General features: G+C 59.5%; 22 protein-coding genes and 1 pseudogene. 11 read left to right on the top strand and 12 right to left on the bottom strand.

Annotated features, from left to right (window positions below; genetic code table 11):
- Window positions 1–300: 300 nt before the first annotated feature.
- On the bottom strand, window positions 301–1,284 hold the full coding sequence (locus ACSQ9D_RS32775; RefSeq protein ID WP_436285907.1) for a zinc-dependent alcohol dehydrogenase family protein: 984 nt from the start codon (window positions 1,282–1,284) through the stop codon (window positions 301–303).
- 155 nt (window positions 1,285–1,439) lie between these two features.
- Here ACSQ9D_RS32775 and ACSQ9D_RS32780 point away from each other — a divergent pair, with 155 nt between their 5' ends.
- The 3 genes from ACSQ9D_RS32780 to ACSQ9D_RS32790 all read left to right on the top strand — a co-directional run bounded on the left by ACSQ9D_RS32780 (window position 1,440) and on the right by ACSQ9D_RS32790 (window position 3,639).
- Window positions 1,440–1,754 (top strand): hypothetical protein, encoded by a 315-nt coding sequence (locus ACSQ9D_RS32780; RefSeq protein WP_436285908.1) that lies wholly within the window; start codon window positions 1,440–1,442, stop codon window positions 1,752–1,754.
- A gap of 495 nt (window positions 1,755–2,249) precedes the next feature.
- Entirely contained in the window at window positions 2,250–3,083 is an 834-nt protein-coding gene (locus tag ACSQ9D_RS32785) for a universal stress protein (RefSeq protein ID WP_436285909.1), read from the top strand.
- 103 nt (window positions 3,084–3,186) lie between these two features.
- Window positions 3,187–3,639: a universal stress protein gene (locus tag ACSQ9D_RS32790; RefSeq protein WP_436285910.1), complete on the top strand. Its 453-nt coding sequence runs from the start codon at window positions 3,187–3,189 to the stop codon at window positions 3,637–3,639.
- Here ACSQ9D_RS32790 and ACSQ9D_RS32795 read toward each other — a convergent pair.
- The gene (locus ACSQ9D_RS32795) at window positions 3,636–5,501 is read right to left on the bottom strand and encodes a heavy metal translocating P-type ATPase (protein WP_436285911.1); all 1,866 of its coding nucleotides are present in this window, start codon (window positions 5,499–5,501) and stop codon (window positions 3,636–3,638) included. The two genes, ACSQ9D_RS32790 and ACSQ9D_RS32795, sit on opposite strands and share 4 nt — an antisense overlap.
- A gap of 351 nt (window positions 5,502–5,852) precedes the next feature.
- Between ACSQ9D_RS32795 and ACSQ9D_RS32800 the strand changes: the two genes are divergently transcribed.
- From ACSQ9D_RS32800 to ACSQ9D_RS32815, 4 genes are all read left to right on the top strand, one after another.
- A complete protein-coding gene (locus tag ACSQ9D_RS32800; protein WP_436285912.1) occupies window positions 5,853–6,371 on the top strand; it encodes an Hsp20/alpha crystallin family protein in 519 nt (172 codons plus the stop codon).
- 405 nt (window positions 6,372–6,776) lie between these two features.
- Window positions 6,777–7,088: a DUF5335 family protein gene (locus tag ACSQ9D_RS32805; RefSeq protein ID WP_436285913.1), complete on the top strand. Its 312-nt coding sequence runs from the start codon at window positions 6,777–6,779 to the stop codon at window positions 7,086–7,088.
- Between the two features lie 560 nt (window positions 7,089–7,648).
- On the top strand, window positions 7,649–7,759 hold the full coding sequence (locus ACSQ9D_RS32810; protein WP_436285914.1) for a hypothetical protein: 111 nt from the start codon (window positions 7,649–7,651) through the stop codon (window positions 7,757–7,759).
- Window positions 7,760–7,904: 145 nt separating this feature from the next.
- Window positions 7,905–8,870: an ABC transporter ATP-binding protein gene (locus ACSQ9D_RS32815; RefSeq protein WP_436285915.1), complete on the top strand. Its 966-nt coding sequence runs from the start codon at window positions 7,905–7,907 to the stop codon at window positions 8,868–8,870.
- A 40-nt stretch (window positions 8,871–8,910) separates the two neighbouring features.
- On the opposite strand, the gene ACSQ9D_RS32820 is transcribed toward ACSQ9D_RS32815, so the two are convergent.
- Window positions 8,911–9,339 carry a plastocyanin/azurin family copper-binding protein gene (locus ACSQ9D_RS32820; RefSeq protein ID WP_436285916.1) on the bottom strand — a complete coding sequence of 143 codons (429 nt, stop codon included), beginning with the start codon at window positions 9,337–9,339 and terminating at the stop codon, window positions 8,911–8,913.
- Between the two features lie 547 nt (window positions 9,340–9,886).
- On the opposite strand from ACSQ9D_RS32820, the gene ACSQ9D_RS32825 reads away from it, so the two are divergent.
- The 4 genes and pseudogenes from ACSQ9D_RS32825 to ACSQ9D_RS32840 all read left to right on the top strand — a co-directional run.
- Window positions 9,887–10,609, top strand: a complete 723-nt coding sequence (locus ACSQ9D_RS32825; RefSeq protein ID WP_436285917.1) for a CBS domain-containing protein — start codon at window positions 9,887–9,889, stop codon at window positions 10,607–10,609.
- A 146-nt stretch (window positions 10,610–10,755) separates the two neighbouring features.
- A complete protein-coding gene (locus ACSQ9D_RS32830; protein WP_436285918.1) occupies window positions 10,756–11,046 on the top strand; it encodes a hypothetical protein in 291 nt (96 codons plus the stop codon).
- Between the two features lie 36 nt (window positions 11,047–11,082).
- Window positions 11,083–12,255, top strand: a complete 1,173-nt coding sequence (locus ACSQ9D_RS32835; protein WP_436285919.1) for an acetate/propionate family kinase — start codon at window positions 11,083–11,085, stop codon at window positions 12,253–12,255.
- 57 nt (window positions 12,256–12,312) lie between these two features.
- Window positions 12,313–12,824, top strand: a pseudogene (locus ACSQ9D_RS32840) (phosphoketolase); the annotation flags it as partial.
- Window positions 12,825–14,277: 1,453 nt separating this feature from the next.
- Here ACSQ9D_RS32840 and ACSQ9D_RS32845 read toward each other — a convergent pair.
- The 9 genes from ACSQ9D_RS32845 to ACSQ9D_RS32885 form a co-directional block, all read right to left on the bottom strand.
- A complete protein-coding gene (locus ACSQ9D_RS32845; protein WP_436285920.1) occupies window positions 14,278–14,811 on the bottom strand; it encodes a 2,4'-dihydroxyacetophenone dioxygenase family protein in 534 nt (177 codons plus the stop codon).
- Window positions 14,812–14,836: 25 nt separating this feature from the next.
- Entirely contained in the window at window positions 14,837–16,558 is a 1,722-nt protein-coding gene (locus ACSQ9D_RS32850) for a thiamine pyrophosphate-requiring protein (RefSeq protein ID WP_436285921.1), read from the bottom strand.
- A 15-nt stretch (window positions 16,559–16,573) separates the two neighbouring features.
- On the bottom strand, window positions 16,574–17,332 hold the full coding sequence (locus tag ACSQ9D_RS32855) for an SDR family NAD(P)-dependent oxidoreductase (RefSeq protein ID WP_436285922.1): 759 nt from the start codon (window positions 17,330–17,332) through the stop codon (window positions 16,574–16,576).
- Between the two features lie 11 nt (window positions 17,333–17,343).
- Window positions 17,344–18,795: an aldehyde dehydrogenase gene (locus ACSQ9D_RS32860; protein ID WP_436285923.1), complete on the bottom strand. Its 1,452-nt coding sequence runs from the start codon at window positions 18,793–18,795 to the stop codon at window positions 17,344–17,346.
- Window positions 18,796–18,816: 21 nt separating this feature from the next.
- Entirely contained in the window at window positions 18,817–19,530 is a 714-nt protein-coding gene (locus ACSQ9D_RS32865; protein WP_436285924.1) for an ABC transporter ATP-binding protein, read from the bottom strand.
- Entirely contained in the window at window positions 19,523–20,251 is a 729-nt protein-coding gene (locus ACSQ9D_RS32870; RefSeq protein ID WP_436285925.1) for an ABC transporter ATP-binding protein, read from the bottom strand. The genes ACSQ9D_RS32865 and ACSQ9D_RS32870 overlap by 8 nt, the downstream gene beginning before the upstream one ends.
- Window positions 20,248–21,201 (bottom strand): branched-chain amino acid ABC transporter permease, encoded by a 954-nt coding sequence (locus ACSQ9D_RS32875; protein WP_436285926.1) that lies wholly within the window; start codon window positions 21,199–21,201, stop codon window positions 20,248–20,250. The genes ACSQ9D_RS32870 and ACSQ9D_RS32875 overlap by 4 nt, the downstream gene beginning before the upstream one ends.
- A complete protein-coding gene (locus ACSQ9D_RS32880; protein WP_436285927.1) occupies window positions 21,198–22,070 on the bottom strand; it encodes a branched-chain amino acid ABC transporter permease in 873 nt (290 codons plus the stop codon). Before ACSQ9D_RS32880 ends, ACSQ9D_RS32875 begins: the two co-directional genes overlap by 4 nt.
- A 68-nt stretch (window positions 22,071–22,138) precedes the next feature.
- A complete protein-coding gene (locus ACSQ9D_RS32885) occupies window positions 22,139–23,368 on the bottom strand; it encodes an amino acid ABC transporter substrate-binding protein (RefSeq protein ID WP_436285928.1) in 1,230 nt (409 codons plus the stop codon).
- Window positions 23,369–23,535 lie beyond the last annotated feature (167 nt).

Raw genomic sequence — 23,535 nt, forward strand, 5'->3', positions numbered from 1 at the left:
AAGAAGCAATCTGATCTCTGGCTGTTGAGCGAAAACGAGCGTTTCTCATGCAAGGCAACTTGCATTGCTCGAGGATTTCATGTCGGCGCACATGCAGTTTTGGCAAAGGACCGCTATGTCAGATTACCATTGGCTCAGCGACACACAGCTCTCGCGAAATCGCACACATGGACCCGATCTCACTCTCGTCGATGGGCGCGATGGCGTTAAATCATCGCCATCTTCAAGGCGTTTGCCACAATCGCTTGAACTAAGGCGCTGGTGTCTGCAGCATAATATCCTCTCCGTGACTGATGCGGATCAGGTTACAAGGACGGCCGCGCCATTGAGCCGACCTGCTCGCAGATCCGCCAATGCATCGTTGGCCTGCGCCAAGGGATAAGGGGTTGTGACAGTTCGAATGTTTGCTGTTCGTACGACCTCCAGGAACTCGTGAGCATCAGTCCGGGTAAGATTGGCCACTGACACAACTCGTCGCTCCCCCCACAGTAGGCGATAGGGCATGGCAGGAATATCGCTCATGTGGATGCCGCCGCAGACAACCACACCGCCTTTCCGAACGGCAGCCAGTGCCTTGGGCACCAGCTCGCCCGCCGGAGCAAAAAGGATGGCGGCGTCGAGCGGTTTCGGCGGAACTTGGTCAGACGATCCCGCCCATACCGCTCCCATTTCCAATGCAAAGCGCTTTCCTTCGTCGTCTCCCGGTCGGACGAACGCATAGACCCCCTGCTGTTTCCAGCGGCAGACTTGCGCCAAGATATGAGCGGCGGCGCCGAAACCATATAGCCCAACGGTTTTCCCGCCACCCGCCATCTTCAATGATCGCCATCCGATTAAACCCGCACAAAGAAGCGGCGCAGTAGCAATCGGATCCGAGCTCTCCGGCAGAACGAACGCGTAATTAGCGTCGGCAGTAACATGTGTCGCAAACCCGCCGTCAAGCGTGTAACCCGTGAAACGCGGAGCGTCGCAGAGGTTTTCTTTTCCACCGCGGCAAAACAAGCAACTGCCGCAGGTGTGACCAAGCCACGGCACGCCAACCCTTCGACCTAGCAACGTTTCCGGCGCGCCGGATCCTAGCGCAATGACGATCCCTACAATCTCATGGCCAAGTATCAGGGGAAGCTTTGGGCCTGGAAGATCGCCGTCGAACACGTGGAGGTCCGTCCGGCAGACGCCGCAAGCTTCAACCCTGATCAAGACTTGTCCCGCTGACGGAGACGGATCCGGCAGTTCGACAAGGCGCAGAGGCGTCCGAACTCTGTCAAGCATCATTGCCTTCACGTCAGCCTCCATTTATCGAAAAGTAGCCCCAATCAGCAACACACCGAACGCACCTGCCTTGACCTGGATCAAAGACACCTGCCCTGCCGCGCGATAGAAATCGAGCATTCTTAACTGAATTCGATGCGCTTACGGACGACCAGGAGGAAGGCACAATGGACCATATCGTAACCAGTACCCTCAACGCCAATCCTACCGTCATTCCCAGTTGCACCCTCGCTCCAAGCAATGCGGGGACAAGGGACGTGGATATCCTGCTTGAGCGGTCAGATAACGACCACTGGGTCGTGACCATGATCTCGTTACGGGCGCAAAACTGGGCCGCCCACGAACTCTGCTGCGCGCTTCGCGCTTGCTTCGCCGGAAGCATGCGCCTTGACATAATGAGCGCAGACCGCCTGCTGAAGAACGCGCGCAAACAAGCATTCAAGACAGAGTTCGTGGGCCTTGGTGGCAAGGACATCTACTAGCGCTAGCGACCAGGTCTCCTAACCGGTACCGACCGTCGGCCATGCGTCGTGCTCCAGGTCGGCGCACAACTGGTCACACTCTGCTGCCACCAACTGACCGTGCTCGGAAGTCAGCATCCTGTTGCGAAACCTGCCGGCTTCGCTTTAGGATTCGCAAAGCTCCCTCACCCAATAGTCTTCTCCTTAAAAAATACGGAGAGCCGGACAGCGCATGGAATGACGTCCAACATAAGCGAGGGCGTCGATACTATTAAGCATTGCGCAAACCAGTGTTCGAGTTTGAATGATATAGATCGTGCAAGCACGTTTTCCAGCGACGTTTTCGGTGTTCGCCCCTGAGACAACCGAACGTCACCCGGACAGATGGATCAACGTCTCAGCGGTCCGCTTGTACGATATTTCTTCTTTGCCCTCGCCCAATGAATATTGACTAACATCAAAGACAATACGCAGGGCGGCGATAAACTCACATCAACCCAACAGGAGGGTAGTGAGATGAGCATTAAGACCGTTATATGCGTTTTCGGTGTCGACCGCTGGGATCAGGACCTCAAGACCGCCATCGAGTTTTGCGAAACGCAGGGTGCACATATGACCGCCCTCGTCGTCTGCATGGGGCGTGTTCCGGCGATTGCTACGTATGAAGCGCTTTCCACCACGTGGCTCGAGGGGCAGCAACAAGAAATCGATCGCCTTTCCGAGGAGACGGCCGCGGTCCGCAAGATCCTCGAAAGAACTGAACTGTCCTTCGATGTGCAGGAAATCTACACCGAGTTCGCCTGGGCCGACGAGGACATTGCACAACGTGCACTCTATGCCGATCTTGTGCTTATTGGCCCTCAGGCCGCAGCGAATGAAGATCTTCAGCGGCGAGTTGTCGATGGAGCGCTGTTCCAGTCCCCAACGCCAATTCTCATCAACCCTCGCATGCAGCCGGTCGTGGCGTTTCCGAAGTCCGTGCTGCTTGCCTGGGATTCGAGCGAAGAGGCCGCGCGTGCAACCCGCCAGTCGATGGAATTTCTGAAGGGCTGCGACGCCGTGCACGTCACCCTCGTGGATCCTGTCGCTAGCAGCTTCGCGAATGGTGAAGAGCCGGGATCCGACATTGCCACCTTCCTTGTCCGTCACGGGATCAAGGTGGAAGTTGACCGCATCGCGAGCGGTGGGCGCCGTGTGGACGAGACATTGCGTCAGCACGCGGTAGACGTGGCGGCCGACATGGTGGTCATGGGTGCTTACAACCACCCGCGGATCCAACAGCGGCTTTTCGGCGGTGTGACACGGTCGATGCTGAAGGACAGCCAGATCCCGCTTTTCCTGTCCCGTTGACGCAGACTCTACGCCTATCGGCCCCGGCAGTCGCCGGGGCTTGCGATCGATATCAATGAAGTTCCCAACCGAAAGTCACTGAACCCATTCAATGGGGATTGCCATGCGGCCAACAATCGAAAGCCTCGTTTTCGAAAGTGGTCGCCCGCTGCTTTTGCTGCCGCCAGAGGATTTTTACGGACGTATCGACACCGTTTGCATAGCCTGGGACGGCAGCGCCACTGTCGCGCGCGCCTTGTCGACCGCCTATCCGCTGATCGGATCCGCCACCAAGGCGATCGTCGCCTGTGTGCGAAATGGGGAGCTATCCCATGACAAGCTGCTGGAGCGCCACGTCGAAGCTTTAAAGCATTCGGGCCTTGAGGTGGAACTCGCGGCTTTGCATTGTGATGGGGAAAGCATCCCATCTGTTATTCAGGATGCTGCCCTCGAAGGCCGTGCCGATCTGCTGATCGCCGGAGCTTATGGTCACTCCAAGCTTCGTGAAGCGATGTTCGGTGGCGTAACGCGTGGTCTGCTCGATAATCTCCGCGTCCCCGTGCTGCTAGCGCACTAGGCCAGTGCCCGAAGCGCGTTCAAGACGACCGCCACATCAATGGCCTCCTGGATGAGCGCTCCTTGGACCGGAGGCAGAAAGCCGAACGCGGCGACCAGCATTGCGATGGCCGAGAGACCTATGCCGGCGTAGACACTCTGAAGCGCGATATGTTTCGAACGGCGGCCAATAGTCAGCGCGGTCACGATTTCCCTCAAATCGCTGCGCAACAGCACGACGTCAGCCGCTTCCGATGCGGCGGCGAGATTTCCCCGCGCAACAGCGAGGCCCACATCGGCCGCCGCAAGTGCCGGCGCGTCGTTGACTCCGTCGCCTATCATCATGACGGGTCCCGACTCTCTCTCTGATCGGATGATTTCGACTTTCTTGCCCGCCGACAACTCCGCCTCGACAGCATCCAGGCCGAGCCTTTCTGCGACCGCGCACGCTACGCCGATCCGGTCACCGCTCGCAAGAATGATCCGTTTGATGCCCGTAGCGCGCAGCTTTGCGACCGTCTCAGGGGCTTCCTCTCTGAGCGTGTCCTCGAAGCAGATGGTGCCCGAATATCGTCCGTCCACGAACACAAGGGCACTGGCCAAAACATTGGTGACGGGAAATAAAGCGCCGCTGATCTTCGAAGCAATGAACGAAGGCCCGCCAACGAGAACATTGTGGCCATCAACCGAAGCCTCAACGCCCTCGCCCGCGACCTCGGTGGCCTTCTCCGGCTTTACGAGAGCGAGGCCGCGTCGGTGGGCTTCGGAGACGATCGCGCGGCCGATGGAATGCGACGATACCTGCTCGGCTGATCCAGCCAGTCGCAGCAGGCTGTTCGCATCGCCATTGCAGTCAATGTCAGTGACAGCAGGCTGTCCGATGGTAAGCGTCCCGGTCTTGTCGAACACCACAGTGCGAATGTTGGACAGTGCTTCAATGACTGCCGCTCCCTTGACCAAGATGCCGTGACGGGCAGCGTGTGATGTCCCCGATACGAAGGCGACCGGAACCGCAAGAAGGAGCGGGCACGGAGTCGCGACGACCAAAACGGCCAAAAGCCGCAAGCTGTCTCCGGAGATCGTTACGGCAAGAATGGCCACGCTTACAGTCAGCACAAGAAACAGCAGCCCAAATCGGTCGGCGACACGGAAGATCGGAGCCTTGCTTTGCTTGGCTTCCTCGACGAGTCTCACGATGCTGGCATACGTACTCTCCGCAGCCGATCGGGCGGCGATCATTTCAAAGGCATCGCCCGCGTTCGACGCCCCGCTCATGACTGGCTGTCCATGCCCCAGGCGTACGGGAAGCGGTTCTCCCGTAAGAGCTGACTGATCGACGAGTGCGGTGCGGCTTTCCACTCGCCCATCGACCGGGACGATGTCGCCGCGGCGAATAAGCAGTTTGTCGTCAATTCCGATTGCGGCGATTGGTATCTCCACCAGCCCATTTTCTGAGATGCGCAAGGCGGTTCGCGGCACTCGCGACAGAAGGTCGGTCATTCCGCTCTCAGCACGACTATGGGCGTAGAACTCGAGGAGATGTCCGCCAGCGTACATCACCGAAACGATAGCGCCTGCGAGGTACTGGTCGAACCACAGGGCCGCAGACATGGACAGCGCCGCAATAAGATCGAGGCCAAATTCGCCGCGGCGAAGTTTCGATACGATTTCGACCAGCAGGCGTGCAAGCACCGAGACGATTGCAACAATCAGAAAGACCTCGGCAGGAGGTTTGGCACCTGTCGCTCGTAGGACGAGGGAGATCAGAAGACATCCCAACGCGCTGGAAAACAGGAGGAGTGGCCAAACGCGCTCAGCGAAATCCCTCACGCTCCGCCGGCCGCAAATCGTCTTGCCAAGTGGCGTCGCATCGAGTGGCAGCATGTATCTGTCCATCCAGAAATTGTCGGAAACACCAAGCGTGGCATAAAGCGAGCGAGGTTCATTGATCTATGACAATAACCGAAAGCCTTGTTTGCGGGCATCCGGGATCGACTTCTGTTCTTCGCCTCAGACGAGCGATCTGGGTATTCGACGGTTTCAGCTCCTTTCGTATCCGCTTGCCAAAAAATTACTGCCCGCCCGCGCCGAACCCCAAAAATGTTCTGCCGTTCTTGACGCGCATCAAAGCGGCCTCATCGAAGTTGTAGTTTGATGACAAGGCTCAATGTTGAGAGCAAGCAACTTTGATGGGATCCGGATTTCCGGAACCTGCTCGGCAAACAGGAGATGACCATGCCTGATACAGTTCCCGTAAAGACAGAACAGAAGACGATGCCGGCCGCCGGCAGCATCTGGTCGCCGTTCGAAACCTTGCGCACCGAAATTGACCGTCTGTTTGAGGATTTCGGGCCGTCGTCGTTTCGGCCTCTCACACGGCCACTTTTTGCGCGTACCGCAGCAGCTTCCGATACGTGGATTATGTCGCCAGCTGTCGACGTCGTTGAAAAGGACGATGCTTTCGAAGTGACGGCCGAAGTGCCCGGTTTGGACGAAAAGAACTTGGAGGTCAAACTTGCGGACGGTGTTCTGACCATCCGCGGCGAGAAGAGCGAAGAAAAGGAAGACAAGGAAAAGGCCTATCATGTTTCGGAACGTCACTACGGCTCGTTTCAGCGCTCCTTCCGGCTTCCCGACGGCGTCGAGGCAGACAAAGTCAGCGCGGTTTTCGCGAAGGGCGTTCTCAAAGTGACGCTTCCCAAGAGCCCCGCTGCGAAGCAGAATGATCGCAAGATCGAGATCAAGGCCGGCTGATCTCGGCATAGGTGGGTGCGCCGGGCACCACCACCATTGCTGCAGGCCGATGGACTGCAGCAGTCGAAATTGGAGACTGAACCTACGGACGAATGGAGGCCGAAGAGAACGGACCGCGCTGGAAAGGTCCATTGATAACCGCAGCGGAGTGTTGGTATTTCTTGCTCCGTGGCTTGTAACAGCCACGTCCATCGAGCCGGCCATCAGTTCGCCCGCCTCTTGGACGCTCGAGCGCAGTCATGGGCGGCGTGGTCGTCGCCCTCGCCGCCTTATCCGCGTTTGCGGGACCCGGCGCCGGAAGAGCTTAGGAGAAGGACGATGGTCGTCCAGATGTCGCGCACTGCAGAAGCATTGCTCTCTGGAGCGGGATGCTGCGGGACAGAGTGGACAGTAGGAGGTAGGAAAATGGGATTGAAAGTTCTCGCAAAGGCCGAATGGGCGACTTACTTCTCGCACCTCCACGAAGCCGTGCAAGGCAAGGAGATCAAAATCGAAGTCGTGGGTGCGACGGTTGGCGATCAGATCCTTGTAAAATCCGCCCCTCTGCTTGGGGCGACCTACGAACCCAAGCAGGACATGCTCGAGCTTTCGATCAAGGGCATGACGCATGTGGTCGAAAGGCCGCAGAAAATCACGGTTCAGGATGAGGAAGGAGAGGTCGTCGCGATCGAAGTGATCGATCTCGCCGACCGGCACCAGATCCTGACGTTCACCTAGCGCAGATGAGGCTCGGCGAGATGATCAACGTCAACGCACGCGGGCCGAGCCTTATCGGGCACGCGTCTAAGATCAGAGCGAAGCTGTCGACGATCTCACAAGGTAAGCCTGTGTTCGCAGAACGAAGCCTGCGAGACGCTCGCCTCTAGCCGGTCAGGGATTGCCACCGACGCAACACGACTGCGACGCGAGCGGTCTGGCCCCAACTTCATCTGTCGCGAGCAACGTGCTCCGCTGCTCATAGAAATCTGGCCGCGTGCTAGAAGCCCATTGACCGCGCCCTCCTGCTGTCGCTTGCCATCATTTCGTACGCACTCGCTGATCTGCGGGCCGCCGTCGTCATATCATCGGCCATTGTCATCCTCTCGGTGGGGACGGCTTTCGTTCGGGAGCATCAGCCAGGCGGTCGCCAAGCTTCGCGCTGTGGTAAGGACGAGGGTCAGCGTCAGCATCTTGCGTCCGGGCAAGAGCAGCCAGTCCGAGGTAAAGGAAGAGCCCGTTGAAGCACTCGTGCCAGGGAGGTCGTACGGCTGTCGGCCGGCGATCTCATCCTCGCCGACTTGCGCCTGCTCGACGTTGCCGACCTTTTTGTGAACCAGTCGGCAATGACTGGAGAGGCAATGCCTGTCGAGACATTGACACGGGTCAAATCTCTGGCAAGCCGCTCATGATTGCGATGCGTCAATGAAACACGCCCGCAGATCTGATCGGATGTCCTAACTGGAGGATGTCAGGATGAGAGCCGAAAAAGCACTTGAGGATGCTCCTTTGATCGAAGAGCACGAAGCCCGTCCCAGATCCCGGAAGGAAAGCGCCATGCCGCGCAAGCTAGGCGGCTTCATCCTTGTAATGGGGCGCGGCCATCAGGCAGTCCTTGTCTTGCTCTCGGTCATGCTCTTTGTCGTCGGCATCGTGCCGCTGGAAATTCAGCGAAGGATCATCAACGGCGCGACGCAGGGCGCAAGCTTCAACGCCATCCTCACGCTTGTTTTCGCCTACTTCGCACTCGCTCTGACCGAGGGGAGTATCAAACTCGTCTTGAACATCTACCGCGGCTGGATCGGCGAAGTTGCTATTCGATGGCTCCGCATGGCGGTTCTTGACGCGCGGGAACGCCACCTGGAGGAACTAACGACGTTGGCCGAGGGCGTAGAAATGTCGATCGTGCTCGCCGAGGCCGAACCCGTTGGCGGCTTCGTCGGCACCAGCATTTCCGAGCCGATTCTCCAGGTCGGTGTTCTGATCGCCGTCGGAGGATACATGATCTATCTGCAGCCGCTTCTGGCGCTGGCAGTCGCGGTGGTGTTCATACCCCAGGCCGTCCTGGTTCCCATTCTGCAGGGCCTTATCAATCAGCGCGTGAAGACCAAGATCACAGTCATGCGACACCTCAGTGAAGAGATGGTCGATCACGATTCTTCGCCGAAGGCGTCGCAACATCAGGCAGCCCGTGTCCAGAGGCTGTTTGCGACGAACGTCAGCATCTACAGGCTAAAGTATTCGCTGAATTTCCTGATGAATCTTATGATTCAGCTTGGCTATGCGGGGATATTCGCACTTGGCGGCTACTACGTGGTGACGGGCAAGACCGAGATCGGGACCGTCGTGGCGTTCGTTGCAGGCCTCAACAAGGTTTCGGATCCGTGGGGAGCATTGGTGGACTGGTATCGCGATCTCAAGGTTACGCAGGTCAAGTACGAACTCATCCGAGATGCGAGCACGATCAGCCCCTCCGAACTGCAAGACCTCGGCAGACGAGACGAAGCGCCAATGACAACGTGAGGTGGCCCGTGTGACAGGCGAGCCACCTCATGCCCGCCGATTATTCGGCAACCGTCAGTCTGGCCTCCATTCCTGCCTCGAAGTGTCCCTTGATGTTGCAAAGGAGAAGATAGGAGCCAGGTGCCAGCTTTGCTTTCAACTCGCCGTCCGCACCGGGCTTGAGATCGGAGACCTCGCCGATGCTCTTCAACTGCTTTTCATCGACACGATGCTTGGACTTGATCAAGGGGATCTTCTGATCGGGAGATTTGAGCTTGACCAGCACCATCTCGTGCTCTTCGGTCATGGCGTCGTTATGGACGGCAAAGATGGTCTCGCCTGCGTGGACCGTGGTCTGGTCAAGCGTCAGCGTCATCGGGCCTCCGCCCTCGCCGCCCGCAACGACTCTTACTGTCGTCGCTGCCCACGACGTTCCAGCCATCGACACGGCAGCAAACGCAGCGAGAGTATAGCGAGTGAGTGTTTTCATTGGATCAGCCTTTCCTCTACAGCCCGCGGTTCGTTTAGAGATCGTTGCTGACAGCCGCCTGAACTTTTGCGGATCAAATGAGCGGTTCAGCGGCACCTCGCAAGCGTGCTCGACTTGAACAAAGTCAAGGAAATCCCTGCGCCGCGACGACGAATGGATGACCGAGGCGACAGGCGGTGAATAGTGGTGGCTGACATGATCGAAGAACCGAGCCCATCAAACATCCCGCTGCTTGGGCGTGAGGCACTCTCCGGACGACGGGTCGCTGGTCTTCGCCGGAACGATGGCGTTGATCCTCCATCTGTTCGGCGTGCGCATCGAGGTCGGCTTCGCCGCAACTCTGATTTTTCAAGCTTTCTCGTTCTGTTTGCCGATGCTTCCTGCGCTCTGGCTCACTCACCGGGAAAACCGATCGGAAAGTTGAAACTTTGACCTCTGTCAATGTAATCAAATCTCGGAGGCCACATGATCAATGCCATGGATGCGCGGCATTAGCACTCGGCTGATCGCCACATCGCGATCCCAATGCTCTTCCAGGAGATGACATATGCTCGTCCGAGCCATCATGACGCCCTCGCCGGTTACCATCGTCGCATCCTCCTCCATCCTGGACGCCGCTAAGCTTATGCTCGACAACCGGGTGAGCGGTCTTCCTGTCGTCGATGCCAACGGCGTTCTGGTTGGCATGATCACCGAGGGTGATTTCCTGAGACGTCACGAACTCGGAACTGACCGCAAGCGCTCCTGGTTGCGCGAATGGCTGACGAGCCCCGGCAAGATCGCCGACGAATATGTGCGCGCGCATGGCCGTCGTGTCGAGGAGCTAATGACTCCGCAGGTCACGGTCATTTCTCCGAAAGATTCCATCTCCGATGCTGTGCGGCTGATGGAGCGAAACGATATCAAACGGCTCCCGGTCGTTTCCGATGGCAGACTTGTGGGCATAATTTCGCGATCAGATCTACTGCGCGCTGTTTCACAGCTACAGCAGCCCACTACCCCCTCTGTAGGGGATACGGCGATCCAAGCAGCGATCGAGGCCGAGCTGACCAAGCAGGTTTGGAGCCGCAACGGCTTCATCCGCTGCCACGTCGCAAACGGGGTCGCCGAACTGGCTGGCACGATCTTTGATGAGCGGGAGCGCCTTGCCGCGAAGGTGGCTGCCGAAAATGTTCCGGGCGTAAAATCGATAACGGATCATCTCACATGGATCGACCCTTACTATGGCGTCGCGCTGCCACCATCGAATGCCGAAGGCGGCCGGGCGTGAGAAGGCTTCCGTTCAACCATCCAAGCCTCGTCCTCGACCTATCTGATCGGGACAAGGCGGTGGATGGCAAAGGTCGGGCCGTCATTCTTCGGAGGCTGAGGCGTACGCTCCGGATGACGTCATCGTAAAGGAAAAGGAGGACGAGAATGCTTTCGACTGACCGGGATTACAAACGCGGTGGCGAACACTTGGCAATCCCCACCCAAAGCGAAATCGAAGGTAAGCTACTCGTGTTTGAAGTCGTCGCCGTCGCTTGCCTGCAGGAACTCCTGAAACACGAGCACGCGCGCGTCATTTCGAAGGTCCGACAAAATATCCGGCGCACTCTCAAAGAAAAGTGCAGCTCGCTGAAGCTGTGTTCGGAAGACGAGAAGGCAACTGCAGACTACGCGTTGGGCGTGCTGGATGCTGCGGTCGCACAGGTGAGCTCCAAGTAGGGCAATTTTTGCTGCCCAGACGCAAGCGAGGCCAAGATGCTCGATAGAGTTGGAGTTACTTTCAACGCTGGTTCCTCGACGCTCAAAGTCGGTGTCTTCAACATCCGCGCAGGATATGCCAGACCAATCGGACGACGCGTCGTGGTATGGGGCGAAGAGCCGCGACTGAAGTACATTGTCGGGGAAGAATTGCGCCAAACCGATCTACCCGTCGACCGCGTCGATCAAGGTTTGATTTCGTTCGTGCTCGATCATCTCCTACCAACCGGTCCTGACGTCGCATTTGTCGGCCACCGCGTTCTGCATGGCGGCTCGATGTTCCACGGCCCCGCGCTCTTGGATGACACGGCTCTCGTGCAGATCGAAAGCCTGGTGCCAATCGCCCCCCTCGATCAGCCTCATGCGCTCGAGGTCATTCACGCGGTCCAGGCGTTGTATCCCACGGTCGTGCAGACGGCATCCTTCGACACCGCGTTCCATTCTTCGCAGTGCAGCCTGTCTACGAGGTTTGCGATCCCGCGCGCTATGCACGAGGCCGGCATTCGGCGCTATGGATTCCACGGCCTTTCCTATAAGCACGTCACCGCCCAACTCAAGAACTTTGCGCCGGACATGGGTGGCGGAAGGGTGATCTGCGCGCATCTCGGAAGCAGCGCAAGTCTCTGTGGCATGGTCGACGGCGTCAGCATCGACACCAGTATGGCGTTTTCCGCTCTCGACGGGATTCCTATGGCGACGCGACCGGGAGCGATCGACCCCGGCGTGCTGATCCATCTGCTTCGGACGGAGTTTCACGACGCCGACAAGCTGGAGAGTTTCCTTCATCACCGATGCGGGCTCCTTGGCGTGTCAGGCATCAGCGGAGATACCCGCACGCTGCTCGAGGATTTCCGCCCTGCTGCCAAAGAGGCACTCGATCTGTTCTGCTTCAGAATTGCGGGTGAGATCGGCCGTCTGGCGGTTTCCATCGGCGGGGTCGACGCGGTGGTCTTTACGGGCGGCATTGGAGAAAACCAGCCAGAGATCCGCAAAGGCGTCGAGCGGCATCTCGGCTGGATGGGGCTTTCACTGAGCGAGCCCGCCAACAAGGCCAATGCGACCGTGATTAGCACGCGGAACAGCGATATAGCGGTCTTCGTCATTCCCACGGACGAAGAAAAGGTGATCGCCAACGAAGCGCTCGCCGTCATCAGCCAACATCGAATCTGAGAGTACAGCCATGCTTGCCAATGACACACGAGGCTTGCCGTTTCAGAGCTCCGTCTCATCGACCGTTACTGGCGGGCGGCCAACTACCTTCCCGTCGGACAGATCTACCTGATCGACAATCCGCTGTGGCGGGAGCCACTCAAACCGGAGCACATCAAGCCGCGGCTTCTTGGTGGGGAACGACGCCGGGACTGAATTCACCTAAATTGCATCATCAAGGCGCGTGCCCTTGCTATGTCTGCGGTCCCGCCCTGGCGGCCTAGGCAGCGAGCTACCCTGAGGTCATGTTCAAGCAATTCTCGTACGACATACCAAGCCATGCTGCGCCTGAGACGCCGGGTTCGATTCATGAAGGAGGTGAACTCGGCTACGCGCTTGTCCATGCATTTGGAGCGGCATTTGATAATCCCGACCTGGTCGTTGTCTGCGTGAGCGGCCACGGGGAAGGCAGAAACCGGACCTTTGGTCGCAGCGTGGCACTCCACGAAGTTCCTTAATCCGGCGCGCGACGGCGCATCCTGCCTATTCTTCACCTCAACGGCTACAAGATCGCTAATCCGACGATCGTGAGGACCAAAAGGTCGATTTTAAGGTCGGCTTATGCATTCCTCGCAGATGCCGTATTCCATCGAATTACCTTCAGACGGCGCGACCTGCTTTCTGCAGCAAAGGCAGGTGACCGATTCCCGACGACGCGTCGAGCATCGGGGCGGAGGAATGATTTCCATTTTGAGGCTGCAGTCGCGAAACCCCTTTGCGCTTTCCATTTTCGCCACTCCTCATCCACGTTACCCTAGAAATGGTAACTGCGAGTGATCGAATCTAGGTCTAGGCTTTGCCACCGGCCCAATCTCTGTCTTCGGAACCTCGGTTCCACCCGTGTGCTCTCCCGCCACCGCACCTCGTGCCCGAGTTTCGTCAGTTCCCGGCCCTAAGTCCTTTTGCGTCAGCATCCCTCGCCGTGTCGGGCTCAGAGCGCCCTTTCCCCTGCCGGGCCACCGCCCCGCCCCCATCATGCCGCCCTGGAGCGTCAGCTCGTGCCGTTCAGCAAAGACGAGGTCGGACTCTGGCAAGGGATTACGCGGCAGATCAAGTGCCGCATCGAGAGAATGCCCACGAATGGGTGGGCTCGTGTCATAGGCGAGCCGGGTCACCTGGTAGGACAGGCCGTCGTACGCGCATGGCAGAACCGAGCAGGATGCGGCCGCCGTCGGCGTCGTGCGGGGTCGCAGGGTTGGCCGTCGATCGCCACGACCACAGGCCGGTGCACCTCGAAGTGGCCGCTCGGCTGGCCGAACGGCCAAAAAAGGCCTGGAAGGGCCTGCGATGAATTCAGGTTCTTGGAGGTCGGTCCGGCGATGAGCCGGGCGTCGGATCGCGCATCTGATCGTCATAAAGGGTCCACAATGACTGGACGATCGAGACGAAACAGCGCGAACTCCCGCTGCGCGACGCTTTAAAAGCACTTGGCCATGCAGATGGTCGCCAACGGGCAGGCCTTCTGGCGGGCAGAGACTGTTTCTCATCCGGGCAGCAGGACATGTCGTCCGGCATCGAGCTCATGTCCATCATCTGCGCCATCGGCTGGGCCGCCATGGCTTCCGCAGCCGAGGGGGTTGCCATCGGAGCGGTCAGAAGGCCCAGGATCGCCAGGGTCGAGAGCAGACGGAGAATGGGACCAAGGTCTCATGGCCGCGAGACATCGCATATTGTGCCCACGCGGGAAAAGATGGCCGAGTTCACATTTTCAAAAGCAACAGGAGCATGGCAGATCCGCCCCGGTCGCTGTCATTTCGCATCAGTCCGTCCCGCTGGAGACCGTCTATACCTTCCAGAAATCGCAAGAATTGGTCGAAGTCTTACCTATTGAAGGCCTTAAGATCGTTGCGTGGCCAGCTGTCACACCCACTTCAAGGATGGCCTCCTTTCTCGCACCCTCCCGACGCGATCGAGGCAACAGAGAAAAACGGACCGCCTTTAAGCGGATCGGCACTCCACCGGAGCGGGAACAAGAGCCGGAGGCTACCGGAAGAGCCGTTCAACATAGCGCCGCCCAAGTCCGACCTTCTCGTAGTGGTCGCGACAGAGCGCAATGTAGTTGTGAACGTCGAAGAACCCGTTGGGCTCGCCGACCTCGTCGAGCCAGATCAGTGGCCCCTTTACCTGGAAGAATACCTTCATTGGCTGTTCATGCTCGTAGGCGACAAGCGTATGGCCCTCGCCCGGCGTCTCGTAGACAAAATCGCCAGCCGTAGCCGTCCACTCATGCTCAAGGTATCCCCACTTGCCTGAGATCGTGTAGGCGAAGACCTCGTGTGGATGATAGTGCCGGTTCACAAGGCCTGCCTTCTTGGCCATGAGGATGTCGCACCACTTGTTCTGTGTCGGCGAAATCCAGAGCGGTCGCGAAGAGACCGTATCTGTAAATGGCACATAATAGCGTTCATCCTCTGTCGGCGCATTTTGAAGATGGACCTCGGGCAGCGCGTCTGGCTGAAAGACCTTGCTGATCGGCTTTAAATCCTTCCAGAATTCTGTGGTCGCGAGTTCAGGCATGCTTTCCTCCCATTTTCCGAAGTCTCTAGGCGTGCACGCGCACGTCGAGCAGCGCTATGCTCCGGCCTTCATCGATGTGGCGAACGGCGCGTGCTAGCGCGGCCTCGAGATCTGCGCCGCGTTCTACCCTTTCGGCGTGCGCCCGGCTCGCCTGTGCAATCTTGGCAAAATCCGGGATTGGCGAAAGCGACGTCAGCGGCATCCGGTTTGCTTTGGCGGCATAGCCGTCCGGATAGATGCCGACCACGGATTGGCGCACGGCACCCCATTCGGCATTGTTGACGATGATCAAGAGGATCGGCAGCGCCAGTGCCTCGGCGATCTGGTGGCAGGCAGCCGGATTTGAAAAGATGTAAGAGCCGTCGCCCATCGTCGCCACGACGAGGCGGTCGCGATCTGCAAGCTGCATCCCGAGAGCGGCAGGGAAGGCCCAACCAAGACCGCCGGAATGCGGTTCCTGATACCAGCCACGATGGTCGGCGAGATGAATCGGGGCAAGCGGACATCCGAGCTCCGACAATACGGTCACCGGACGTCCTTCGATTGCCTTGGAAAGCGCAAGGCTCACCCACTCCTTGGTCATTGGTTCGCCACATCCGGCCTCTGCTCGCGCCAGCACCGCTGCCCGCGCCTCACCGTTCCGCTTCGCCAGGGTCGAGGATCTGCGGTCAATGTCTGTCGCCGGAGACGGTCGCGACATCGCCGCACGCAACGCCACCAATCCGTCGGCGACGTCGCAGGCGATCGTCACATCCGAACGGAAATAGCGAACCGGAAAGCGCTGGAACAAAGGATCCTGCCCAAGCTGGATTACCTTGCACCCATCCTTCAATGGATGAATGTCGGGCGACCATGGAGCGAGCGCATCGATAACCAGCACAACATCAGCGTCCGCCAACAATGGCGCCGGGTCGGCCTGTGCCGCCATCGGATGGTCGGTCGGGAGCGCTAGCTGCACGGCCCAATACTGACAGACGGGAATTGCCCATTCCTCGGCAAGCGCACAAAGCGCTGCAAAACCCTGCTTTGAGCCAGACCCGCGCTGCGCAAAGATGACCGGGTGGCGGGCACACGAGAGCAGCCGCGCCGCCTCTTCGATCGCCCTTGGATCTGGCGCATGGACAGCCGGCTGCATCTGCAGGGAAGCCTGTAGGCCTTCTGTCGGACAGGGCTGGCACAAGACCTCGCGTGGCAGGCTCATGTAAACTGGTCCGCGCGGCGTCGACATGGCAATCGCATGTGCCCGGTCGACCATCTGCGGCACGTGTTCAGGAAAGCGCAGCTCATCGTCCCATTTCACCGCCTCGCGTACCAGCGCCGCCTGGTCACGCATTTCCTGCCCCCAGCCAATCGGCACCGTACGGGACCCAAGATGGCCCGTCTCCGAGCCCGGCGTCTTGCCCGAGAAAAGCAGCACGGGAATATGCTCGGTCGCGGCATTGATCGCCCCGATCGCACAATTTGCGAGGCCGACATTTGTGTGCGCCATGACCGCCTGCGGACGCCCGGTCGCCAGGTAATAGCCATGCGCCATCCCCATTGCCGCGCTCTCATGTGGGATGACGATCGCCTCCGGCAGGGGAATGCCCTTCGCATCGGCCTCAGCCAACCCCTCGATGATGGGAGGGAAATCGGTTCCCGAATTAGCGAAAATATAGTCGATGCCGACAGCTTTTAGCCGAGCGAGCAGAGCCCCGCCGGCCGTCATCGTCTGTTCCCTGGCTTGGCGCTCGCCATTGCTGTCCATATTTTCCCCCTATGTCTAGACGCTCATGCCGCCATCGACCATGAGCGTCGTTCCAGTGACGAAGCTCGACTGGTCCGAGGCAAGGTAGAGCACAGACTTCGCGACCTCCTCCGGCCTGCCATGCCGCCCCAAAGGAATGATACGGTTGAAAAATTCGGTGCCATCAGCACCAATCGCGGCACCCAGTCCCTGTTCAACGGCAAGCTGGAAGCCGTTGTCGATCGGGCCGGGATGGATGGTATTGACGCGGATACCACGCGGAGCCAACTCCTTGGCAAGACAGCGCATGAGACCGACCTGCGCATGTTTGGCGGTGATGTAGGCATAGACGCCGGCATCTCCGCGGACACCGGCAACAGACGACGTGATCACGATGCTCCCACCGTCGCGCATGACAGGCACAACGAACTTCGCGGCAAGGAACGCGCCCTTCACGTGAACCGCCTGCACGGCATCGAAGACATCTTCCGGATAGTCCTTGATAGATGACACTGTGCCGAAGTTGCCCGCATTGGAAAACAGCACATCAACCGGGCCGAATCGCTGAACTGTACGCTTTGCGTAGCGCGCCGCGTCGCCCGCATTCGACACATCCGCCTCAATCAGTTCCACCCGTTCCGCCGGCAAATCCGCTGCTGCTTGCGCAAGCGCCTGTGGCGCGAGATCGACGAGAGCGACGTTTGCTCCTTCTGCAAGAAACAGCCTGGCAGCCGCCAGGCCGAGACTTCCTGCACCGCCCGTGACGATGCAGGTCTTTCCATCAAGCGTACCCAAGGGGCGCTCCATCAGATCGGATAGTGGATCGGGCCATCCTGGATGGTGATCCAGCGCAGTTCGGTGAACTCAGCAATTCCGGCTTTGCCACCAAAGCGGCCATAACCGGAATCCTTGACGCCGCCGAAGGGCATCTGCGCCTCGTCATGCACGGTTGGGCCGTTGATGTGGCAAATGCCGGATTCTATCCGCCTCGCAACGGCCATGGCACGGTTCACGTCCTTGCCGAAGACCGCCGACGAAAGCCCGTACTCCGTGTCGTTGGCAACACGAACGGCTTCGTCGATCGAGCCGACACGCACCACCGAGACAACCGGCCCGAAGCTCTCCTCTCCATAGATCCGCATGGCTGGCGTTACACGGTCAAGCAGCGTTGCATCGACGATTGTGCCATTGACGTCGCCGCCGGCAGCAAGAACCGCTCCCTTGGAGACTGCGTCGCGCACCAGTGCGTCGATGCGTTGCGCTGCCCTGGAATCGACGACGGAGCCAAGTGGCGTGTTTGCCTTGCGCGGATCGCCCGCCTTGAGCGTCTTGACCTTCGCAGCCAATGCCGCAACGAAATTGTCGGCGATCTTGTCATCGACGACGATCCGCTCGGTGGACATGCAGATCTGCCCCTGGTTCATGTAAGCCCCAAACGCTGCAGCGGCGACCGCCTGCTCGATGTCGGCATCGTCCAGAACGACAAACGGAGCCTTACCGCCAAGCTCAAGCAATACAGGCTTCAGATGCCTGCCAGCGGTTTCGGCGATGATGCGTCCAACGCGCGTGGAGCCGGTGAAATTTACGCGGCGCACCGCGGGGTGAGCAATCAGCGCCTCGACAATCTCACCCGCATCTTCGGGCGCGTTCGACACTGCGTTCAACACTCCCTCGGGTAGACCGGCCTCGTGCAGCGCATCGACGATCAGGCGGTGAGTTCGCGGGCAGATCTCTGAGGTCTTCATCACGACGGTATTGCCACAGGCAAGCGGCGTTGCCAAAGAGCGGACGCCCAGAATAACCGGCGCATTCCACGGCGCGATGGACAGCACCACGCCTGCCGGCTGGCGGATCGCCATGGCGAGGCTCCCCGGCCGGTTCGACGGAATGACCTCGCCTGCAATCTGGGTCGTCAGCGATGCGGCCTCCCGAAGCATGTCCGCAGCAAGGCCGACGTTGAACATCGCCCATCCAGCGGTTGCACCCGTTTCCGCAGCCATGGCCGCCCCGAACTCGGGCGCCCTTGCCTGCAGCCGGTCGGCGGCAGCGAGCAACAGCTTGCGGCGCTGGCCGGGGCCGGTCGCAGCCCAGGCAGGAAACGCCTTGGCGGCAGCATTTGCGGCTTGGCGGGCATCTTCCACCGAGGCTGCAGCAACGGTCGAGGCGACTTCGCCGGAAATCGGGTTCAGCCGCTCGAAGCTGCGGCCGTCGGTCGCCTCCACTTCGGCATTGTTGATCTTCAGGCCAAGCATGTTCATGGGTATCTCCCTGTCACCAAATCAAACCATCGCGCCGAGGAAGGCGCGCTGCACCGCGGGATCGTTTATCAGTTCGCCGGCGGGTCCCTCGCCGGTGATCCGACCGGCCTCGGCAAGATAGCCGCGGTCGGCGATAGAGAGGCTCTTCCTGACGTTCTGCTCGACGATCAGAAGCGCAAGTCCTCTTTTTCGAATTCGGGCCAGGCTCTCGAACAGCTCGGCGATAACAAGGGGCGCGAGGCCAAGGCTCGGCTCGTCCAGCATCAAGAGATCCGGCTTCGACATCAGTGCCCGGCCGATCGCCACCATCTGCTGCTCGCCGCCTGACATCGTATTGACGAACTGCCTGCTGCGGTCGCGAAGCTTGGGAAAAAGCTCAAAGATGAATTGCCTGCTCTCGGCGGCGGATTTGCGCGCCCGCCTGGAGTAGGCTCCGAGCGCAAGATTTTCTTCGACGGTGAGGTCGCCGAACACTCCCCTTCCCTCCGGCACGAGGGCGACGCCGGCCTCGACGATTTCATGGGCGGGCACGCCCGATATCTTCTTCCCGGCAAAACTCACCACGGCTCCGGGGTCTGGCCGGGTGATCCCGGCGATCGACTTCAGCAGCGATGACTTGCCCGCGCCGTTGGCGCCTAAAATGACCACGGTCTCGCCCTTGTTGACCTTGATCGATACGCGATCGAGCGCATTGTGGCGGCCGTAGTGTAGCGAAAGATGAGCAACCTCAAGCATGGCGCTGTCCGAGGTAGGCGGTGACGACGTCAGCATTGGCGAGCGCCTCGGCTGTCGATGCATCGGCGATCTTGCGGCCGGCGTTCAGGACGACGCAACGGTTGCAGACCGCGCGGATGGCGTCCATCACGTGCTCCACGAGAAGAATGGTGATACCTCGATTTTTCAGCGAGAGGATCAGATCGATCCCGGTTCGAAGTTCTGTGGGATTGAGGCCCGCCAGCCACTCGTCCAGCAACAGCAGTTCCGGTTCAGCAGCAAGCGCGCGGGCAAGTTCCATGCGCTTTAGGTCGATATAGGTCAGGTCCTGTGCTGCCTGGTGCGCGCGATGCACCAGGCCAACCTCATCAAGCTTGGCGAGCGCCGCCTCCTCAGCCGCACGCCCCCACAGCTTGCGACGGCCGAAGGCAAGCGCCACCACAACATTTTCCATGACACTCAGTGACGGCAGCGCGCGCACCAGCTGGAAGGTGCGCGACACTCCCTTCAGAGCCACCCGGTTCGGCGCAAGTCCGGAAATGATATGATCGCTGAGTGCAATCGTTCCCCCGGTCGGCCTCAGATGCCCGGAGACCATGTTGAGAACCGTGGTCTTGCCGGAACCGTTTGGGCCTAGGAGACCGACGACCTCGCCGCGCTGCATAGAGAACGATACCGCATTGACCGCCGTCAGGCCGCCGAAGTGCTTGGTCAGGCCGGAGATCGTCAAAAGCTCGCTCATTCGGTAACTCCCGAAACTGCTTTCGCCGTGCCATTGTGCCGGCGCTTCCAGTTCTCTTCGATGAAGGCCAGCACGCCACGCGGCAACACGAAGACGATCGCTATGAAAAGCAGGCCGAGGATGATCGAATAATGGTTCGGGAAATTGGCCGACAGCCATTCAAACAGCAGGAAGAGCGGCACTGCACCCAAGAGCGGTCCCCAAAGCCGGGTGGCACCGCCAAGCAAGGCCATGATCAGCGTCAGGAAGGAGAGCGTGGGATTGAAGGCAATCGCCGGCTCCACGTAGGTCCAGCGCGGCGCCTGGATCGCGCCGACGAGCGTGATGACTACGGAGCTTGTGGCAAATAGCGCAAGCTTCACGCGGGCGATATTGATGCCGCAATGGGCAGCCACCACCTCGTCGTCACCGATCACCTTCAGGGCCAATCCGATACGGCTGCGCGCCACACCCCAGGAGATGAGAAAAGTGGCCGTCGCCAGCGCCAGAAGCTGCCAGTATATCCCTTCAGGCGTGACCGGCAGGAAGATATAGCGACCGAGCGTACCCGTCATGTTGACCTCGTACCAGGTCACGAGCTGGCGCACCAGTTCGGCAAGACCAAAGGTGAAGATGACGAAATAGACGCCCCCAAGCCTCAGTGTCGACAAGCCGACAACGAGCGCGACTGCGAGACCGATCGCGCCGGCAATCAACAGGAGCAGAAGATAGGGAACGCTCTCGCTGAGGACTGCGCAGGTATAGGCGCCGATGCCGAAGAAAGCGACGGTTGCAAGCGACACATAGCGCGTTGGACCGGAAAACAGCGCCCAGGCTGTTGCCAGAGTGACATAGCCCAGCATCCCGATAATCAGCGTGACGGTATAGGGGTTGGCATAGAACGGCAGGCAGGCCAACGCGCCAACAACGGCGGCAAGGATGGCCGCCTGCAGAAGAACATTGCCGCTCATCTTGAAGCCCTTCCGAACAAACCGGCCGGGCGCCATAGCAAGACTGCAAGGAAGATGAGGTAGGTCGCCGCCAGCGTGAGCCCCGGCGACACAAAGGTCGCCACGAAGGTTTCCACCAGACCGAGAATCAAGCCAGCCGAAAGAGCGCCGAGAATATTGCCGACGCCGCCCATGATGACCACGATCAGCGCCTTCATGGTGAAGACGACGCCCGAGGTTGCGGTAAAGGTCTGATACATGGAGATGACGACACCACCGGCAGCCGCAAGGGCTCCCCCCATCGCAAACGCGGTTCGCGCGGCCTTGTCGACGTCAATTCCGACGAGCGCGGCAGACGATGGTGAAACCGCAACGGCACGCAGTGCAGTGCCCCAAAGCGTTCGGGTTAAAACGAGATAGATGCCAAGGCCGGAGACGACGGCCATTATAAACGCCAGCAACCTATTTGCCGCGATCGTTGTGCCAAGCACCGTCACGGGAATGTTGAGATAGCTGTAGTTTGTGAAATTCGCTCCGAACACCACCAGCAGCAGGCCTTGGATCACGAAGAGCAAACCGAACGTCGCCAGGATCGAGTCGATCTCGAGGCTCGCCTTATCACGGGCGCGGGCAACAAGCGGGCGCATCAGAAGCCCATAGACGATATAGCCGAGGAAAAAACCCGCCGGTACGACAATGAGGAGGCCGAGCACGGGACTGAGGCCCCAATGGGAAAACATCACATAAGCCAGGAATGCCGCTGCAATGATGGTCTCGCCATAGGCAAGGTTCATGATGCGCGCAATGCCGTACTGGAGCGTCAGCCCCATGGCGACGAGCGCGTAGGTTCCGCCGAGCACCAACCCGGATAGTATGGCCGTGCCGAGCATCAGCCTCCTCCTTCAATCGAGATGCGGAAGGGCGGCGCGCATTCCTGGGCGCGCGCCGCCCTTCGGCGTCAGGCCTTCTTCCATTCCTGCCTGGGCAGCACGACTTTGCTGGCCCCCTGGCGATCGGATGGGGCGACGCCGATGAACTGACCGTTTTGCCACTGGCCGGTCCACCAGAGCTTGCGAAGCTGGTTCTCCTCGAACTTCGTTTCGCCCAGGACGGTTTCAAACGTACCACTGGCAAGCTCGGCCGATACTGCTTCTCGATCGAGTCCCTTGCGCTTGATTGCCTCCTGCAGCATCTGAAGGCTGGCATAGGTGATCACGCTACCCCAGTAATCCGGGGCAATCCCGGTGTGCGCCTCGTGACGCTTGCGGTATTCCTCATTGGCTTTATTGGCAGGATCGATGCCACCAAGGCTCATGATGCCTGTCGCATTCTCGCCGTTGTTCTTGCCGTAGACCGGAAAGCCCGTTCCAACGCCGAGATAAAGCACCTTCGGATTGAAGTTCGCGACCTGCGCCTGCTGGGTCAGTGCGAACGTATCGGGTGGATAGGAAAAGGCGACAAAGCTGTCGGCGCCGCTCGCCATCGCCTCATTGATAACAGGCGAAAAGTCGGATGTCGTTACCGGGTAGGTCTCGTCGTAGACGACCTCGATGCCAGCCTCCTTGAAGGCCGGACGGGCCGCGCTGACAAGGTCGATGCCAAAACCATCGGCAACGGAGACCATGGCGACCCTGTTGTTGATCGTGCCGGCCTTGTTGGCTTCGACAAGGATGCTGGCCAGTGCCTTGGCGTAATCATGGCCGCCGCCCAGCATCCAGAAGCTCTTTTTCCAGCGTTGAACGAATTGAGGCGCCTTGTCCGTCACGGCCGAAACCGCGAGTTGCGGATAACCGTAGCGGTCGAAAAGTGGTGCGACAGCAAGATTGAAGCCCGTTCCCCATGGCGCAAGAATGAAATCGACCTGGTCGTCCGTCGCCAGGCGCTCCGTCGCCCGCACAACCTCTTCCGAGGAAGAACGGTCATCATACTCGATGACCTCAATCGGCAGCTTCTTGCCGTCAGGCAGTTCCAGACCGCCGGCATCGTTCACGTCCTTGACCCAGAGCAGGTAGTTCGGAAGCGTCGTGATTCCGGCACCACCGGCATTCGGCCCGGTCTTGGAAATGGCATAGCCAATGCGAACGGACTTGCGCTCTTCGGCCAAGGCGGCCCGCCCGAGGCCCGTTGCGGCAACCGCTGCGACAAGCGCAGCACTTCGCAGGACTTGCCTGCGTTGAAAGGTTTTCATCGATTTTCCTCCCATGAAGCCTGCTCCCACAGGCTGTTCGGCCAACATGCCAGCCACGACCCGTTTCTCCTCCTGAGACGGGGCTGCAACCATTGACATGTCCACTCTACGCGCCGCCCCGTCGAAGCGTGATAGACTTTTACAGGAGATACTTGTACTTTTCACGG

It is taken from the genome of Rhizobium sp. LjRoot258 (assembly GCF_964254185.1).
GTDB lineage: Bacteria > Pseudomonadota > Alphaproteobacteria > Rhizobiales > Rhizobiaceae > Rhizobium.